The 14,796-nt window shown below is 60.4% G+C and carries 14 protein-coding genes and 2 pseudogenes; 9 read left to right on the plus strand and 7 right to left on the minus strand.

The window, feature by feature from the left end; genetic code table 11:
* The first annotated feature begins 287 nt into the window (after positions 1-287).
* Both AC1D1Z_RS21295 and AC1D1Z_RS21300 read left to right on the plus strand, forming a co-directional pair.
* Positions 288-2,123: a PHA/PHB synthase family protein gene (locus AC1D1Z_RS21295; RefSeq protein ID WP_222334251.1), complete on the plus strand. Its 1,836-nt coding sequence runs from the start codon at positions 288-290 to the stop codon at positions 2,121-2,123.
* Positions 2,124-2,329: 206 nt separating this feature from the next.
* Positions 2,330-3,670 (plus strand): DUF2778 domain-containing protein, encoded by a 1,341-nt coding sequence (locus AC1D1Z_RS21300; RefSeq protein WP_018445593.1) that lies wholly within the window; start codon positions 2,330-2,332, stop codon positions 3,668-3,670.
* A gap of 39 nt (positions 3,671-3,709) precedes the next feature.
* Here AC1D1Z_RS21300 and AC1D1Z_RS21305 read toward each other — a convergent pair whose 3' ends face one another.
* The gene (locus AC1D1Z_RS21305; RefSeq protein WP_018445594.1) at positions 3,710-4,867 is read right to left on the minus strand and encodes a pyridoxal phosphate-dependent aminotransferase; all 1,158 of its coding nucleotides are present in this window, start codon (positions 4,865-4,867) and stop codon (positions 3,710-3,712) included.
* A gap of 207 nt (positions 4,868-5,074) precedes the next feature.
* On the opposite strand from AC1D1Z_RS21305, the gene AC1D1Z_RS21310 reads away from it, so the two are divergent.
* From AC1D1Z_RS21310 to AC1D1Z_RS21335, 6 genes and pseudogenes are all read left to right on the plus strand, one after another.
* Complete coding sequence (locus tag AC1D1Z_RS21310) at positions 5,075-5,833, plus strand: DsbA family protein (RefSeq protein WP_131647061.1); 759 nt, start codon at positions 5,075-5,077, stop codon at positions 5,831-5,833.
* 262 nt (positions 5,834-6,095) lie between these two features.
* Positions 6,096-6,533 carry a type II 3-dehydroquinate dehydratase gene (gene aroQ / locus AC1D1Z_RS21315; RefSeq protein ID WP_018241837.1) on the plus strand — a complete coding sequence of 146 codons (438 nt, stop codon included), beginning with the start codon at positions 6,096-6,098 and terminating at the stop codon, positions 6,531-6,533.
* A gap of 20 nt (positions 6,534-6,553) precedes the next feature.
* Positions 6,554-7,024 (plus strand): acetyl-CoA carboxylase biotin carboxyl carrier protein, encoded by a 471-nt coding sequence (gene accB, locus AC1D1Z_RS21320; protein WP_477851648.1) that lies wholly within the window; start codon positions 6,554-6,556, stop codon positions 7,022-7,024.
* Between the two features lie 4 nt (positions 7,025-7,028).
* Positions 7,029-8,384: an acetyl-CoA carboxylase biotin carboxylase subunit gene (gene accC / locus AC1D1Z_RS21325; protein WP_205929469.1), complete on the plus strand. Its 1,356-nt coding sequence runs from the start codon at positions 7,029-7,031 to the stop codon at positions 8,382-8,384.
* 7 nt (positions 8,385-8,391) lie between these two features.
* Complete coding sequence (aat, locus tag AC1D1Z_RS21330; protein WP_131647060.1) at positions 8,392-9,006, plus strand: leucyl/phenylalanyl-tRNA--protein transferase; 615 nt, start codon at positions 8,392-8,394, stop codon at positions 9,004-9,006.
* A gap of 76 nt (positions 9,007-9,082) precedes the next feature.
* Positions 9,083-10,011, plus strand: a pseudogene (locus AC1D1Z_RS21335) (DUF2167 domain-containing protein).
* Between the two features lie 87 nt (positions 10,012-10,098).
* On the opposite strand, the gene AC1D1Z_RS21340 reads toward AC1D1Z_RS21335, so the two are convergent.
* From AC1D1Z_RS21340 to gatB, 5 genes and pseudogenes are all read right to left on the minus strand, one after another.
* Positions 10,099-10,539, minus strand: a complete 441-nt coding sequence (locus AC1D1Z_RS21340) for a DUF2155 domain-containing protein (protein WP_028732032.1) — start codon at positions 10,537-10,539, stop codon at positions 10,099-10,101.
* 116 nt (positions 10,540-10,655) lie between these two features.
* Positions 10,656-11,054 (minus strand): NADH:ubiquinone oxidoreductase subunit NDUFA12, encoded by a 399-nt coding sequence (locus AC1D1Z_RS21345; protein ID WP_018241831.1) that lies wholly within the window; start codon positions 11,052-11,054, stop codon positions 10,656-10,658.
* A gap of 103 nt (positions 11,055-11,157) precedes the next feature.
* Positions 11,158-11,618: pseudogene (locus AC1D1Z_RS21350) on the minus strand (N-acetyltransferase family protein).
* A gap of 16 nt (positions 11,619-11,634) precedes the next feature.
* On the minus strand, positions 11,635-12,138 hold the full coding sequence (locus tag AC1D1Z_RS21355; RefSeq protein WP_131647059.1) for a GNAT family N-acetyltransferase: 504 nt from the start codon (positions 12,136-12,138) through the stop codon (positions 11,635-11,637).
* Positions 12,139-12,141: 3 nt separating this feature from the next.
* A complete protein-coding gene (gene gatB, locus AC1D1Z_RS21360; protein WP_130716305.1) occupies positions 12,142-13,644 on the minus strand; it encodes an Asp-tRNA(Asn)/Glu-tRNA(Gln) amidotransferase subunit GatB in 1,503 nt (500 codons plus the stop codon).
* 129 nt (positions 13,645-13,773) lie between these two features.
* On the opposite strand from gatB, the gene AC1D1Z_RS21365 reads away from it, so the two are divergent.
* Complete coding sequence (locus AC1D1Z_RS21365; protein ID WP_018445601.1) at positions 13,774-14,076, plus strand: DUF1294 domain-containing protein; 303 nt, start codon at positions 13,774-13,776, stop codon at positions 14,074-14,076.
* 13 nt (positions 14,077-14,089) lie between these two features.
* Here the strand turns inward: AC1D1Z_RS21365 and AC1D1Z_RS21370 are convergent, their stop codons facing one another.
* Positions 14,090-14,599 (minus strand): GNAT family N-acetyltransferase, encoded by a 510-nt coding sequence (locus AC1D1Z_RS21370; RefSeq protein WP_003558950.1) that lies wholly within the window; start codon positions 14,597-14,599, stop codon positions 14,090-14,092.
* Positions 14,600-14,796 lie beyond the last annotated feature (197 nt).

Below are 14,796 nucleotides of genomic sequence, written 5' to 3' on the forward strand. Positions count from 1 at the left end.
CGGCGCCGCTCGCTTGGCAGCGGCAGCGGCCTTTTGTTCCGCCGTCAGATTGCATCCGGCAAGGGCCATCGCCGCCGCGGCGCAGATCAGTGCGGTGCGGTTGAAGGTTGCGATGCGCCGAATGCCGTTCTTCGTCATGCCTCAAAATCCAGTTCTGACTGCTTCGACTGTTAAATTTGTCGCAGCCACAAAGCAATAGCATGAGCCGATGCGGGTGGAACTTGTTTTCTCGTTCAATCACGATGTACAACGAACGCATAAAAAGAGTGGTGCTGCCGCCGGAGGAAATGGTGACCGACAGCAAGCAGGAGAATGGCGGCAAGGCCGGCTTCGACGCGACCGATCTCGATCCCTATCTGTTGAAGGATCCTGAGGCCATGGCGATGAATTTCGCCCGGGCGCTCGAAAATCTCGGACAAGCAGCGTCTGCCTGGCTTGCGCCGCGCGAACGCGGCGAGATCACCGAAAGCACCGTCGATCCGATGACCGACATGGTCAAGACGCTTTCCAAGGTTACCGAATACTGGATTTCCGATCCGCGCCGCACCTTCGAGGCACAGACACAGCTGATGTCCTCGTTCTTCGGCATCTGGATGCGCTCGATGCAACGAATGCAGGGTGATCCCACGCCTCCCGAGCCGGACACCCGCAAGGACAAGCGCTTCTCGGACGAGGACTGGCAGAAGAATCCATTCTTCGATTTTCTCCGCCAGGTCTATTTCGTCACCACCGACTGGGTGGAAAAGATGGTGTCGGAGACTGATGGCCTCGACGAGCACACCAAGCACAAGGCCGGCTTCTACGTGAAGCAGATCACGGCAGCGCTCTCGCCGACCAACTTCATCGCCACCAATCCGCAGCTCTACCGCGAGACGATCGCGACCAGCGGCGCCAATCTGGTGCGCGGGATGAAGATGCTGGCCGAGGATATCGCTGCCGGACATGGCGACCTTCGTCTTCGCCAGACCGACATGACGAAATTCGCCGTCGGCCGCGATATGGCGCTGACGCCAGGCAAAGTGATCGCCCAGAACGACATCTGCCAGATCATCCAGTACGAGGCTTCGACCGAAACCGTGCTGAAGCGGCCGCTGCTGATCTGCCCGCCCTGGATCAACAAGTTCTATATTCTCGACCTCAACCCGCAAAAATCCTTCATCAAATGGTGCGTCGACCAGGGTCAGACGGTGTTCGTCATTTCCTGGGTCAACCCGGATGCGCGCCACGCCGAGAAGGACTGGACGGCTTATGCCCGCGAAGGCATCGATTTCGCGCTTGATACAATCGAGAAGGCGACAGGCGAGAAGGACGTCAACGCCGTCGGCTACTGCGTTGGCGGCACGCTGCTGGCCGCGACACTGGCGCTGCATGCCAAGGAGAAGAACAAGCGCATCAAGACCGCGACACTCTTCACCACCCAGGTCGACTTCACCCATGCCGGCGACCTCAAGGTCTTTGTCGACGAGGAGCAGCTTGAATCGCTCGAAGAGCATATGCAGGCGGCCGGCTATCTCGACGGCACGAAGATGTCGATGGCCTTCAACATGCTGCGCGCCTCGGAACTGATCTGGCCTTATTTCGTCAACAACTACCTCAAGGGCCAGGATCCCCTGCCCTTCGACCTCTTGTTCTGGAACGCCGATTCGACCCGCATGGCGGCGGCAAACCATGCCTTCTATCTGCGCAATTGCTATCTCAACAATGCGCTGACGCAGAACGAGATGATCCTCGATGGCAAGCCCGTGTCGCTGAAGGACGTGAAGATCCCGATCTATAATCTCGCCACCCGCGAGGATCACATCGCACCTGCCAAGTCCGTCTTCCTCGGCAGCCGGTTCTTCGGTGGCAAGGTGGAATTTGTCGTGACCGGCTCGGGACATATCGCCGGCGTCGTCAATCCGCCCGACAGGAAGAAGTATCAATTCTGGACGGGCGGACCCGCCAAGGGAGACTACGAGACTTGGCTCGACCAGGCGACGGAGACCCCGGGGTCATGGTGGCCGCATTGGCAGGCCTGGATCGAGACGCATGACGGCAGACGCGTGCCTGCCCGCAAACCCGGCGGCGATGCGTTGAACGCGATCGAGGAAGCGCCGGGAAGTTATGTGATGGAGCGCGCCTGAGACGCCCAACGCATCTCTTTTTGAGACGCCGTGAAAAACTGCAACGCCGCGTAAACAAATTAGAAACCATAATTCGTCATCCTTGCGAGACAGTCGGACGTCGTGGGTGGTCTAAATTCGGCCCATTTGCGCCTGTACCGGCCCCGGCGAAGTTAAGTCAGTCAGTGCCGCCGGCCTGCGTAGCGAGTTTGAAAGACGAGTGTAGTATGGCGTGTGCGGTCGGGACGTTCGATGACGTCACCCTTCTCGGCGGATCTGCTTTCCGTTGGCGCAGATCTCGCGGTTTCCTTTACGGTGTCGTCGGCGCCGGATTTCTGACCTCCACATGGCTGATCGCGACCTTCGCGACGATGCACTCGATAGCCGCTCCCTATTCTCCGTCCGATCGCCTGGCACAGGTCGGCACTGCGCCGAAGGTGGCTCCGTCACCGCACCATGAGCGGCTGATCCATGTCGGCAAGGCCGATCGGCTGGCTGCCTTCGATGCGAAGCCGAAGGTACCGCTGACGGCGAGCCTCATTCAATCCCATGCTGAAAAGACCGCCGCCGCTGCAACGGCGCTCGCGGTTCTCGCCAAAAACAATCGGCTCGCCATGGCTGCCGAGCAGCCGGTCGTGGCCGCGATTTCCGACAGCGTCAAATTCCGCAAGGACGATGTGATCGCACCGCCGCCGGTCGAACTCGCCTCGGCAGAGACGGAAGAAGACGACGGCGACCGGATCATCGTTCCCTCGAAGGAGGCCGTCGCCGCAGTTGAACTCCCGGCCCTGCTTGCGCTTGCCGATGCCGGATCCCGGCAAATCGCGCCGGCTCCGGTCGAGCCAACCACACCTCCTGTCAGAACGGCCTCCATTCCCGCATCGGAACCTGCACCGGTGGTCGTTGCCGCCGCAGACGACGCGCCACCCTTTGATCTCGTGCTGGCGCCGGACGAAGGTTCCGTGCCGCTGCCGATGGCACGTCCTGATGGCCTCATCGGCAAACCGGCACTGGCCTCCAAGGGCTCGCAGCGTTCTGGTGAGCCAGCGCTTGCCTATGCCCAGCCGAACTCGCCGATCGAGGATGACGAGGACGACGCAGTGCCGCGCTACGACAAGCCGGTCTTCTCGCCGAAGCTGCGCGCAGGCGTGGCGATCTACGATATCGAAAACAGCACCGTCTACCTGCCGAACGGCGAACGGCTCGAGGCCCATTCCGGGCTCGGCAAGATGCGCGACAACCCGCGTTTCGTGAACAAGAAGATGCGCGGACCAACGCCGCCACACACCTATGTCCTCACCATGCGCGAGAGCCTTTTCCATGGTGTCGAGGCGCTGCGGTTGACGCCGGTCGAGGGTTCGGACGCCATCTATGACCGTGTCGGCCTTCTCGCCCATACCTACATGCTCGGCAAGAACGGCGATTCCAACGGCTGTGTCTCCTTCAAGGACTACCGCCGTTTCCTCGCCGCCTACAAGCGCGGCGACATCAAGCAGCTCGTGGTGGTGCCGCGGCTGAACAACAAACCGTCTTCGACCTTTGCTTCGTTGTTTTCGCGACGCAGTTGAGGATTGGAGAGCGCACTGCCGCTTGCCGGGCAGCGGACGCTACTTCAACCAGGCTGCGATTCGCTCCACCGCCTCGGCGATCTCCGCTTGCGAGCCCGCATAGGACAGACGCAGCGTTCGATTTCCCTCCAGCGGATCGAAATCCAGACCGGGCGTCGCGGCGACGTCGATTTCCGCGAGCATGCGTTTGGCAAAGCCCATGCTGTCATTGGTGAAGCGGGTGACGTCGAGATAGGCGTAGAACGCACCGTCCATCGGCGACGCGATCGAAAACCCGATCTGCGGCAGTCGCCGCATCAGCAAGTCGCGGTTGGTGGCATAGCTCGCCTTATAACGATCGAGCTCCGCGCCAGCGCCAAGAGCGGCCGTGGCGGCGATCTGGGAGAGCTCCGGCGGGGAGATGTAGAGGCTCTGCGCCACCCGCTCGATCGGCCGCACCAGGCGTGCCGGCAGCACCATCCAGCCGATTCGCCAACCGGTCATGCAATAATATTTGGAGAAGGAGTTGATGACGATCGCCTCGTCGGTCAGTTCCAGCGCGCTCGTCTCCTCGCCGGCGAAGGTCAGCCCGTGGTAGATTTCATCGGAGATGAAGGCGATGGAATGGGCCGCGCAATAATCTGCAAGCGCCTGCAGCCCATCGCGGCCGGTCACGGTGCCGGTCGGGTTGGCGGGACTTGCGAGCAGCACGCCCTTCAGCGTCATGCCGCTTTGCTTCTGTGCGGCCTCGAGGCTTTGCGGCGTCAGGGTGAACTGGGTCTCGGCCGTTACCGGCACTTCGAGAACCTTCAGGCCCAGCGCGCCGAGAATATTGCGATAGGCGGGATAACCAGGTCTTGCGATCGCCACAGCATCGCCGGCATCGAAGAGTGACAGGAAGGCGAGATTGAAACCTGCCGAGGAGCCGGTGGTGATGGCGATGCGCGTGGGATCGATCTCCAGGCCGTGGCGATCCTTGTAGTGCCAGGCGAGCGCCGATTTCAGCCGCGCCGTTCCCAGCGCATCGGTATAACCGATCCGGCCTTCGGTAAGGGCTGTGCGCGCCGCTTCGAGTGCCGCTTGAGGTGCCGGATGCGAGGGCTGACCGACCGCCATCGAGATCACGGGATGGCCGGTCGCACGCCGCTTCGTCGCCTCCGCCAAGACGTCCATGGCGTGAAAAGGCTCGACTTCGCTGCGTTTGGATATGGAAAACAAGATCGTTTCTCGCTCAGCTTCTTCAATGACGGCCAGACAATTGCCGCATTAATCGGCTCATCACAATCCCGCGAGGGTCGCGCGGGGGTGAAAATTCCTGTTTGAGCAGAACCGAACGCACCGTACCTTGACGCGACGCATTCAAGTCCATAACCCGGCGATGGTCTTCTTGACCAAGACGACCACATTGCCGATGACGAGGATATCATGGCCTTCTTCTCGAAAACCTTCACCGCACTGGCGCTGGCCGCATCGATCGCCCTTCCGCTTCCGGCGGCAGCGCTCGACGACCAGCAGAAGAAGGAGTTCGGCGAATTCATCAAGCAATACCTGATCGAGAATCCCGAGATCATGCTGGAAGTCCAGGATGCGCTGCAGAAGAAGCAGGAAGCCCAGCGCGTGGTGAAGGCCAATATGGCGATCGAAGAGAACACCACCGACATCTTCGAGTCGAAGAACGACGTCACGCTCGGCAATCCCAAGGGCGATGTCACTGTCGTCGAATTCTTCGATTACAATTGCAGCTACTGCCGTCATGCGCTTCCCGACATGCAGGCCATGTTGAAAAAGGACAAGAACGTCCGTTTCGTCCTCAAGGAATTCCCGATCCTCGGGCCTGATTCGGTCGCCGCCCACAAGGTGGCCGACGCCTTCCGCAAGCTGGCACCGGAGAAATATGCCGATTTCCACGTCGCCCTTCTCGGCACCGAAGGCCGAGCCTCCGACGAAACAGCGATCGCGGTCGCTACTTCGCTCGGCGTCAGCGAGGACAAGATCCGCGCGGAGATGGCAAAGAGCCCGAATGACGGAATCGTCCAGGCGACCTACCAGCTCGCCTCCAGTCTCGGCATCAGCGGCACGCCGTCTTATGTGATCGGCAATGAATTGGTGCCAGGCGCCGTCGGGCTCGACGATCTCGAAGCCAAGGTCAAGAACATGCGCAGCTGCGGCAAGACCGCCTGCTGAGCAAACCAAAGCGCGTCGCAATCTTTCAGTTTGCGCCCCTCGCGCTTTAGATATTTATGTTTGCGCATGTCGTTGTCGCAAAACCGCTGCACACTTTTGCGCGACATGCTTGAGCYCCCGGCCGCCCATCAAATCGCCAAAATCGAAGCGTTTCAACCATGTGGACAAATGTGGCGCGATTCCTGCTGGCCAATCCGTAAGGGCTTTCAATCGGCCTTCGCGGAGTCTATAGGTTGCCGTCGTACATTTTACGGAACATTCGATGACGCAAACGATTTTTGTCCTGAACGGCCCCAACCTGAACATGCTGGGTAAACGAGAGCCCGGCATTTATGGCGGCAAGACGCTCAAGGACATCGAGGCAGACTGCAAGGCCGCAGGCCGCGAACTCGGCCTCGATATCGACTTCCGCCAGAGCAACCACGAAGGCACGCTCGTCGACTGGTTCCATGAGGCCGACGAAAAGGCCGTCGGCGTCGCCATCAATGCAGGCGCCTATACGCATACATCGGTCGCGCTGCATGATGCGATCCGCGCTATATCAGTTCCCGTCGTCGAGCTCCACATATCCAACGTGCATGCACGGGAAGAATTCCGCCACAAGTCGATGATCGCGCCGGCATGCAAAGGCGTGATCTGTGGCTTCGGGCCTCACAGCTACATCCTGGCGCTCCACGCGCTGAAGAACATCACGGCATAAGAAGAAGACAGGGCAACACCATGGCTGAAAAGAAATCGGGTATCGACCAGGCACTGATCCGCGATCTCGCCAATATTCTCAACGAAACGGATCTGACGGAGATCGAGGTCGAGCAGGACGACCTGCGTATCCGGGTTTCGCGCGCCGGCACGCCGCAATATRTTCAGGCGCCGATCGCAGCACCTGGTTATGCCGCGCCTGCAGCCGCCGCTGCGGCAGTCGCTGCCGCCCCGGCCGCAGCTCCCGGCCGCAACCCGGCCAATGTCGTCAATGCACCGATGGTGGGCACCGTCTACATGGCGCCGGCTCCGGGCGCGCGTGCCTTCATCGAAGTCGGCGCGACCGTCAAGGAAGGCCAGACGCTCCTGATCATAGAAGCGATGAAGACGATGAACCAGATCCCCTCGCCGAAGTCAGGCAAGGTGACCGAGATCCTTGTCGATGACGGGCATCCCGTCGAATACGGCCAAGCCCTCGTCGTCATCGAATAGGCCCATGCCCATGATTTCGAAAATCCTCATCGCCAATCGCGGGGAAATTGCCCTTCGCGTGCTTCGGGCCTGCAAGGAGCTCGGCATCGCCTGCGTCGTGGTTCATTCCACCGCCGACGCCGATGCCATGCATGTGCGCCTTGCCGACGAAAGTGTCTGCATCGGCCCACCCTCCTCGCGCGAAAGCTATCTCAACATCCACCAGATCGTCGCCGCCTGCGAGATCACCGGCGCTGACGCCGTGCATCCGGGCTACGGCTTTCTGTCGGAGAATGCCAAGTTTGCCGATATCCTCGAAGCCCACGGCATCACCTTTATCGGGCCGACGGCGGACCATATCCGCATCATGGGCGATAAGATCACCGCCAAGACGACGGCACTGGAACTCGGCATTCCCGTCGTTCCGGGTTCGGACGGCGAAGTGAAGACCGAAGAGGATGCGCTGAAGACAGCCGCCGAAATCGGCTATCCCGTGCTGATCAAGGCAACCGCCGGCGGCGGCGGACGCGGCATGAAAGTCGCCAAGAGCGAGGCCGACGTGATCGAGGCCTGGTCGACGGCGCGCACGGAAGCGGCAGCCGCCTTCGGCAACGATGCCGTCTATATGGAAAAATATCTCGGCAAACCGCGCCACATCGAAATCCAGGTGTTCGGCGACGGCGAAGGCAATGCCATCCATCTCGGCGAGCGCGACTGCTCGCTGCAGCGCCGGCATCAGAAGGTCTGGGAAGAGGCGAATTCGCCGGCACTTAACGTCGAGCAGCGCATGAAGATCGGCCAGATCTGCGCCGACGCCATGAAGAAGCTGAAATATCGCGGTGCCGGCACGATCGAATTCCTCTATGAGAATGGCGAGTTCTATTTCATCGAAATGAACACCCGCCTGCAGGTGGAGCATCCGATAACCGAAGCGATCACCGGCATCGACCTGGTGCATGAGCAGATCCGCGTCGCTTCCGGCGGCGGTCTCTCGGTGACTCAGGACGAAGTGCATTTTTCCGGGCACGCCATCGAGTGCCGCATCAATGCCGAGCACCCGCGGACCTTCGTGCCCTCACCCGGCACGATCACGCATTTCCACGCGCCGGGCGGCCTTGGCGTGCGCATCGATTCCGGTGCCTATCAGGGCTACAAGATCCCCCCTTATTACGACAGCCTCATCGGCAAGCTGATCGTGCACGGCCGTACCCGGGTCGAATGCATGATGCGCCTGCGCCGGGCGCTTGACGAATTTGTCGTCGACGGCATCAATACGACGCTGCCGCTGTTCCAGGATCTCGTCTCCAACCAGGATATCGCCAACGGCGACTACGACATCCACTGGCTGGAACACTACCTCGCCAACACACCGGCGGCATAGGACAGGAATGGCAGGATCGCGCAGGAAGTCACCAGGCATCACCCCTGACATTCTCCTGCGCGCCTATTCCATCGGCCTCTTCCCGATGGCCGAATCCGCCGACGACCCGGAGATCTTCTGGGTCGAGCCGGAACTGCGCGGCGTGCTGCCGCTCGACCATTTCCATGTGTCGAAGAGCCTTGCCAAGACAGTGCGCAAGAACTCCTTCGAGATCCGTTTCGATCACGCGTTCGATGAGGTGATCGCTGCCTGTGCGGAGGAGACATCCGGGCGCCCCAGCACCTGGATCAACAAGACGATCAGATCACTTTACTCGACGCTCTTCGACATGGGCCATGCCCATACGGTCGAAGCTTGGGAGGGCGATGAACTGGTCGGCGGCCTCTACGGCGTCTCGCTCGGCTCGGCCTTCTTCGGCGAAAGCATGTTTTCGCGCCGGACGGATGCCTCGAAGATCTGCCTCGTGCATCTCGTCGACCGGCTGCGGGAAAGGGGCTTCACGCTGCTCGACACGCAGTTCACCACCGAGCACCTGAAGACGTTCGGAGCGATCGACGTTCCGAAGGCCGACTATGCCCTGATGCTTTCTGCGGCGATGGAGTCGCCGCACCTTAAGTTTTAAGCGCGATCAATTCGTCCACGCGTTGATTTTTCAGCCGATTTGGCTAGGTTCGAAAAATACAACGGGGGATAGAATTTTGAAACGATATTTTGCAGCCGCGATCCTTTTGACCTTGTTTACCGGTCAAGCCGGCGCACGCCCATACCAGGACATGTTCCCCAGCAGGACCGATTTTTCCGACGCGGAAAAGCCGTTGCTGGAGAAGCTTGATTTCCAGCAGGGCGTGATCAAGCTGCCTGAAGCGAAGGCAACGCTAAACGTGCACGCCGACTTCTACTATCTCAGCCCTGCCGACACGAAGACGGTGCTCGTCGATATCTGGGGAAATCCTCCGGCGGCGGCGGAGGGAACGATGGGAATGATCTTCCCGGCGAAATACGCACCGACCGATGTCGAGGCCTGGGCTCCATTGTGGAATACAGCGCCGACGGCTATGTCTCGGATGTCGACGCCGCCACGACGAATTACGACGAATTGCTGCAAAACATCAAAGATTCCATCAGGGAAAACAACGTCGAACGCGAAAAGCAGGGTTTTCAGAAGATCACGCTTGTCGGCTGGGCTTCCACGCCGCACTACGACACCTCGGCGCATGCCATGCACTGGGCGCGTGATCTGGTGTTCGGCGATGACACGCAGGCACAGCACACGCTGAACTATTCCGTGCGCGTGCTCGGACGCCAGGGTGTATTCCAATTCGACTTCGTCGCCGGCCTCGCTCAATTGACGGAGATCGAGGGCGTCATTCCGTCCGTCACCAAGCTCGTGCAGTTCGACAAGGGGATGGCCTATACTGACTATGTCGAAGGCGACAAGATCGCGGCCTATGGGATGGCGGGAATGATTGCTGCCGGCGCGGGCGCCAAGATTGCCGCCAAGGTGGGATTGCTGGCATTCGCCCTCGCCTTCTTCAAGAAGGCCGGCGTCCTCGTCTTCATCGTGTTCGCCGCTGCGCTTCGCTTTGCCAAGGGCCTTTTCAGCAGGAACAAGACACCCACTGCATAGGCTCACCAGGCTATTGCGTAATTCAACGCGTTACAGCGTCTGCCCGTCTGAAAAGACGCGCGGCGCTGTAAGGCGTGATGAGAGGTGTTAGCGGGCTGTCGCCTTGGTGCCGTCGGGAGCCGGGACGTCCGAGGTTGTCTTGCAGTCTTTCAGCCAGACGTCGTAGATCGGGTGCTCGACGGCGTTGAGGCCGGGGCTGGCGGCGAACATCCAACCAGTGAAGATGCGGCGGATCTTGCGGTCGAGGGTGATCTCGTCAACCTCGACGAAACCGTCGATCTTCTGCGCTTCCGACTGGTCGCGCGAATAACAGGCCTTCGGCGTCACCTGCAGTGCGCCGAACTGTACCGTCTCATCGACATAGACGTCGAACGTCGTGATGCGGCCGGTGATCTTGTCGAGGCCGGAGAAGACGGCAACCGGATTTTCGATGCGTGCCGCATTTGCCGCAACTGGCGGAAGCAGGGCCGAGAGCGCCAGCAGCGATCCGGCGGCACGCAGGACCTTGTTCCGCGTGAAGAGCTTCATGTGTACCCGTCTCCAGACATTTTCAGTTCACGGCCGCGGTCAAGCGCGGCCAACCTGCGGGTAAAGGTCAATTGTGGCCAAAAGCCGGGTCTTGGGATCGCCCCGGTCGGGCCGTCTCAGTTACCCGGCGTCCAGGCGTCGTAATCGCCGGTGACGCGTGGACGCTCGCCCGGAACGGCGATGGAGCCCGGCGGACGATAGGCCTGCGGTGAACCGGTATGGTTGGGACGGTGCGGCTTTTGCCATTCCTTGGCGACGTAGCTCTCCTTGGACGGAGGAACATCGGTGCGATGATGCATCCAGCCATGCCAACCCGGCGGAATGGCGGAGGCTTCGGCATAACCCTTGTAGATCACCCAGCGCTTCGGCAGACCGTAGGAAGACATGCCGCCTTCGTAATAGACGTTGCCGAATTCATCTTCGCCGACGCGCTTGCCAAAACGCCAGGTCGCAAAACGCGTGCCCATCGTCTGACCGTTCCACCAGGTAAAGGTCTGAACCAGAAGATTCCACATGTCTTTTCCTTGTGCCCGCCAGATGCGAGCCAAACCAGAATTCGTTTCCTCGCTTATGCCGTCGCCAAGCCGAATTGTCCAGCGATTCCACGACAGCCACGGGTCATTTCAAAGCCATCTTAAAGCCCAGATGCGAGGGCTTGAAGCCCAGCCTTTCATAGAAACGATGGGCATCCCTACGCACCGCATTCGAGGTTAGGGCTACCCGCCTGATACCGCGGCCTTTTGCCTCGGCAATGGCGAACTCGATCATCGCGGCACCGACCCCTGCCCGCGCATATCGGCACGCGTCTGCACCGCCTCGATGATCATCGCCGAGGAGCCACGGCCAGTGAGCGACGTGGTCACCATCGTCTGGAACGTGCCGACCACCTCGCCGCCGCGCTCTGCGACGTAAAGTGTCTGGTCGGGCGAAGCCTCGATGACGGCAAAGGCCCCGAGATAATCCGGGAAGGCTTCAGCTTCCGTGGTATCGCCATGACCGCCAAGCGCATCGGCGGCAAACATTGCCACAAGCGCCGGCAGATCTTCCCTGCTTGCCTGGCGAATGAGAATGTTGGGCAACTGGACCACCACGGCCTCAATGTCCTTCGAGCGGCTTTTCGAAGATCAGCGCCGGAATGCCGGATTGCCCGGCCCCGCTATTCTCGTTGCGGCCGACCTCGGTGAAGCCGTGCGAGAGATAGAAGGCGATCGCCGCAGCGTTCTGCGGTTCGACTTCGAGACGCATGATCTCCGCATCCGGGAAGCAGGTTTCGAGCTCGGCGAAGATATCGCGGCCGATGCCCTGGCGCTGCAGCGCCGGCCTGACGTAGAGGAGATGCAGGATGACCGTCTTCGTCAGTGCCTGCGACATTGCCGCATAACCCATGCCGCCGATATTGCGGCCGTCATCGGCAACGAGGAATTCGGCATCCTTTCGCACGAGGCGCGCCTTCAGCGCCGCCGGCGAAAAGAGATTGGCGATCAGATCTTCCACCCTGGCTACGCCATGCAGGCCGTCATAGGTGGCGTGAAAGCTCTCCGCCAGGAGGGCGCGCACCTTCTCCAGGTCGCGCTCACCGGCAGTGCGGACGAAATACACCGCTTATTCCTCGATGCCGAGCTTCGCCTTGACGAGGGCCTGGACAGCCTGCGGATTGGCCTTGCCGCCGGTCGCCTTCATCACCTGGCCGACGAACCATGCTGCCATGGTCGGCTTCGCCTTGACCTTTTCGACCTGATCGGGATTGGCGGCGATGATCTCGTCCACGGCCTTTTCGATCGCGCCGGTATCCGTCACCTGCTTCATGCCGCGCGCCTCGACGATATCAGCGGGATCGCCGCCTTCGGTCAGCACGATCTCGAAGAGATCCTTGGCGATCTTGCCGGATATGGTTCCCGCCTTGATGAGATCGATGATGGCGCCGAGCTGGGCCGGCGAAACCGGCGTCTGCTCGATATCCTTGCCAGTCCGGTTCAGGGCGCCGAGCAGATCGTTGATCACCCAGTTGGCGGCCGTCTTGCCGTCACGGCCTGCGGCGACGGCTTCGAAATAATCGGCAATCGCTTTTTCGGAAACGAGCACCGAGGCGTCGTAGATCGACAGGCCGAGCTCGCGCACGAAGCGCACCTTCTTGTCGTCAGGCAGTTCCGGCAGATCGGCTTCGAGCGCCTTGATGAAGGCATCGTCGAATTCAAGCGGCAGCAGATCCGGATCGGGGAAATAACGATAGTCGTGCGCATCTTCCTTGGAGCGCATCGATCGCGTCTCGCCCTTGTTCGGATCGAAGAGGCGGGTTTCTTGATCGATCGTGCCGCCTTCCTCCAGAATGCCGATCTGGCGACGGGCTTCATATTCGATCGCCTGGCCGATGAAGCGGATGGAGTTGACGTTCTTGATCTCGCAGCGCGTGCCGAAACCCTCGCCCGGGCGGCGGACGGAGACGTTGACGTCGGCGCGCATCGAACCTTCGTCCATGTTGCCGTCGCAGGTGCCGAGATAGCGCACGATCGAGCGCAGCTTGGTCATATAGGCCTTGGCCTCGTCGGACGAGCGCATGTCGGGCTTGGAGACGATCTCCATCAGTGCGACGCCGGAACGGTTCAGATCGACATAGGACATGGTTGCGTGCTGGTCATGCATCGACTTGCCGGCGTCCTGCTCCAGATGCAGGCGCTCGATGCCGATCTCGATATCCTCGAACTGGCCCTGACGGTCCGGCCCGAGCGAAATGACGATCTTGCCCTCGCCGACGATCGGATCCTTGAACTGGGAGATCTGATAGCCCTGCGGCAGGTCGGGATAGAAATAGTTCTTGCGATCAAAGAGGGAGCGCTTGTTGATCTGGGCTTTCAGGCCGAGGCCGGTGCGAACAGCCTGCTTGACGCATTCCTCGTTGATGACGGGCAGCATGCCGGGCATGGCTGCGTCGACCAGCGAGACGTTCGAATTCTGCGGCTTGCCGAATTCCGTCGAGGCGCCGGAGAAGAGCTTCGAATTCGACAGCACCTGGGCATGGACTTCCATGCCGACGATGACTTCCCAGTCGCCGGTGGCGCCGGGGATGAAGCGTTTCGGATCAGGCGTGCGGACGTCGACAAGGGTCATCTGATGCTCTTTGCAGGCTGTTCTTTTCCACTGGTGAGGTAAAGGAAATGGTGTGCCGGTGCAAGGCTTTCGCCGTGGTCCGCATCACGGTTTTGCCGTTCGTTAACGGAGCCACGCTAGGGTTTCCCGATGACGATGATCGATATCCTCAAATCGGCCTTGCTGTTTCTGACGCTGAACCTCTTGGTGTTTTCGATCTATTTCATGGACAAGCAGGCGGCGCGCCACGGCAGGTGGCGCATCAGCGAGCGCACGCTTCTCATCCTTGCGCTGATCGGCGGCAGCCTTGGCGCGCTGGCTGCACAGCAGTTGCTGCGGCACAAGACGAGAAAGGAGCCGTTCCGGTCAATCCTGGCGGCGATCCTGATCCTGCACGGCGCACTAATTGCTGTGCTGGCGTTCCTGCCGCAATGGAGCCCTCTCCTTCTTTAGGATTCTTGAAGCATCAGAATTCCAGCCCATAGCCACCTTGGCCATCCGAAACGAGCTGTTTCGTCAGTCCAACGGAGGGCACGTCTCGGTCGAGCTTCGGATTGTAGGCAACCGAGAGCCAGTGAATGCTGTAGCCGTGCTTCTGGAAGAAGCCGATCGCTTCGCTATTGCCGGAATGGGTCTGCATCGCCGCCTTCTCGAGGCCCTGATCGGCGATCTCCTTTTCGATGCGGACGAGAAGGGCCGAACCGAGGCCCTGGCGGGTGAAGGCGGGATCGATCCAGAAATCCGAGATGGTTTCGTCCAATCCCTCGCGCGCCGCCCAGCCTGCGACCTGGCCGTTCTGCTCGACAACGGTGATGGTCAGCCAGTCGTTTTCTACGAAGTTCCGAAAGGCGTTGCGCGCTGCATCGATCATCGCGTCCGATTCGCCGATCGACGCCATCGCATTTTGCCAGGCCCTGAGCCCGATCTCGCTCAATAGCTCCGCTTCACCGTCGCGGGCATTGCGAATGTGGATCAACGACACCTCCGCGTTACCCTTCAACTAGACCATTGAGTCGCGGAATTTACCAGTACCTCCAAAGGGATGATCGGCCAAAAGTAAGGTTTTCGACTGGTTTTGACCTGAGACCACGCTCTTGACCGAATTTTCCGGGCTGAATAATAAACCCTATCGAGGTGTTTTATGTTGAGCCTGCCTGAGACCCGGTAAAGGCC

This window comes from Rhizobium sp. P1_E1, assembly GCF_056406015.1.

Bases quoted from the DNA above. Each gene is read 5' to 3' on its own strand.
- AC1D1Z_RS21295 (WP_222334251.1), top strand. From the start codon at position 288: ATGGTGACCGACAGCAAGCAGGAGAATGGCGGCAAGGCCGGCTTCGAC.
- AC1D1Z_RS21300 (WP_018445593.1), top strand. From the start codon at position 2,330: ATGGCGTGTGCGGTCGGGACGTTCGATGACGTCACCCTTCTCGGCGGA.
- aat (WP_131647060.1), top strand. From the start codon at position 8,392: ATGGCAGGATCGCGCAGGAAGTCACCAGGCATCACCCCTGACATTCTC.
- accC (WP_205929469.1), top strand. From the start codon at position 7,029: ATGCCCATGATTTCGAAAATCCTCATCGCCAATCGCGGGGAAATTGCC.
- AC1D1Z_RS21340 (WP_028732032.1), bottom strand. From the start codon at position 10,539: ATGAAGCTCTTCACGCGGAACAAGGTCCTGCGTGCCGCCGGATCGCTG.
- gatB (WP_130716305.1), bottom strand. From the start codon at position 13,644: ATGACCCTTGTCGACGTCCGCACGCCTGATCCGAAACGCTTCATCCCC.
- AC1D1Z_RS21365 (WP_018445601.1), top strand. From the start codon at position 13,774: ATGACGATGATCGATATCCTCAAATCGGCCTTGCTGTTTCTGACGCTG.
- AC1D1Z_RS21310 (WP_131647061.1), top strand. From the start codon at position 5,075: ATGGCCTTCTTCTCGAAAACCTTCACCGCACTGGCGCTGGCCGCATCG.
- aroQ (WP_018241837.1), top strand. From the start codon at position 6,096: ATGACGCAAACGATTTTTGTCCTGAACGGCCCCAACCTGAACATGCTG.
- AC1D1Z_RS21345 (WP_018241831.1), bottom strand. From the start codon at position 11,054: ATGTGGAATCTTCTGGTTCAGACCTTTACCTGGTGGAACGGTCAGACG.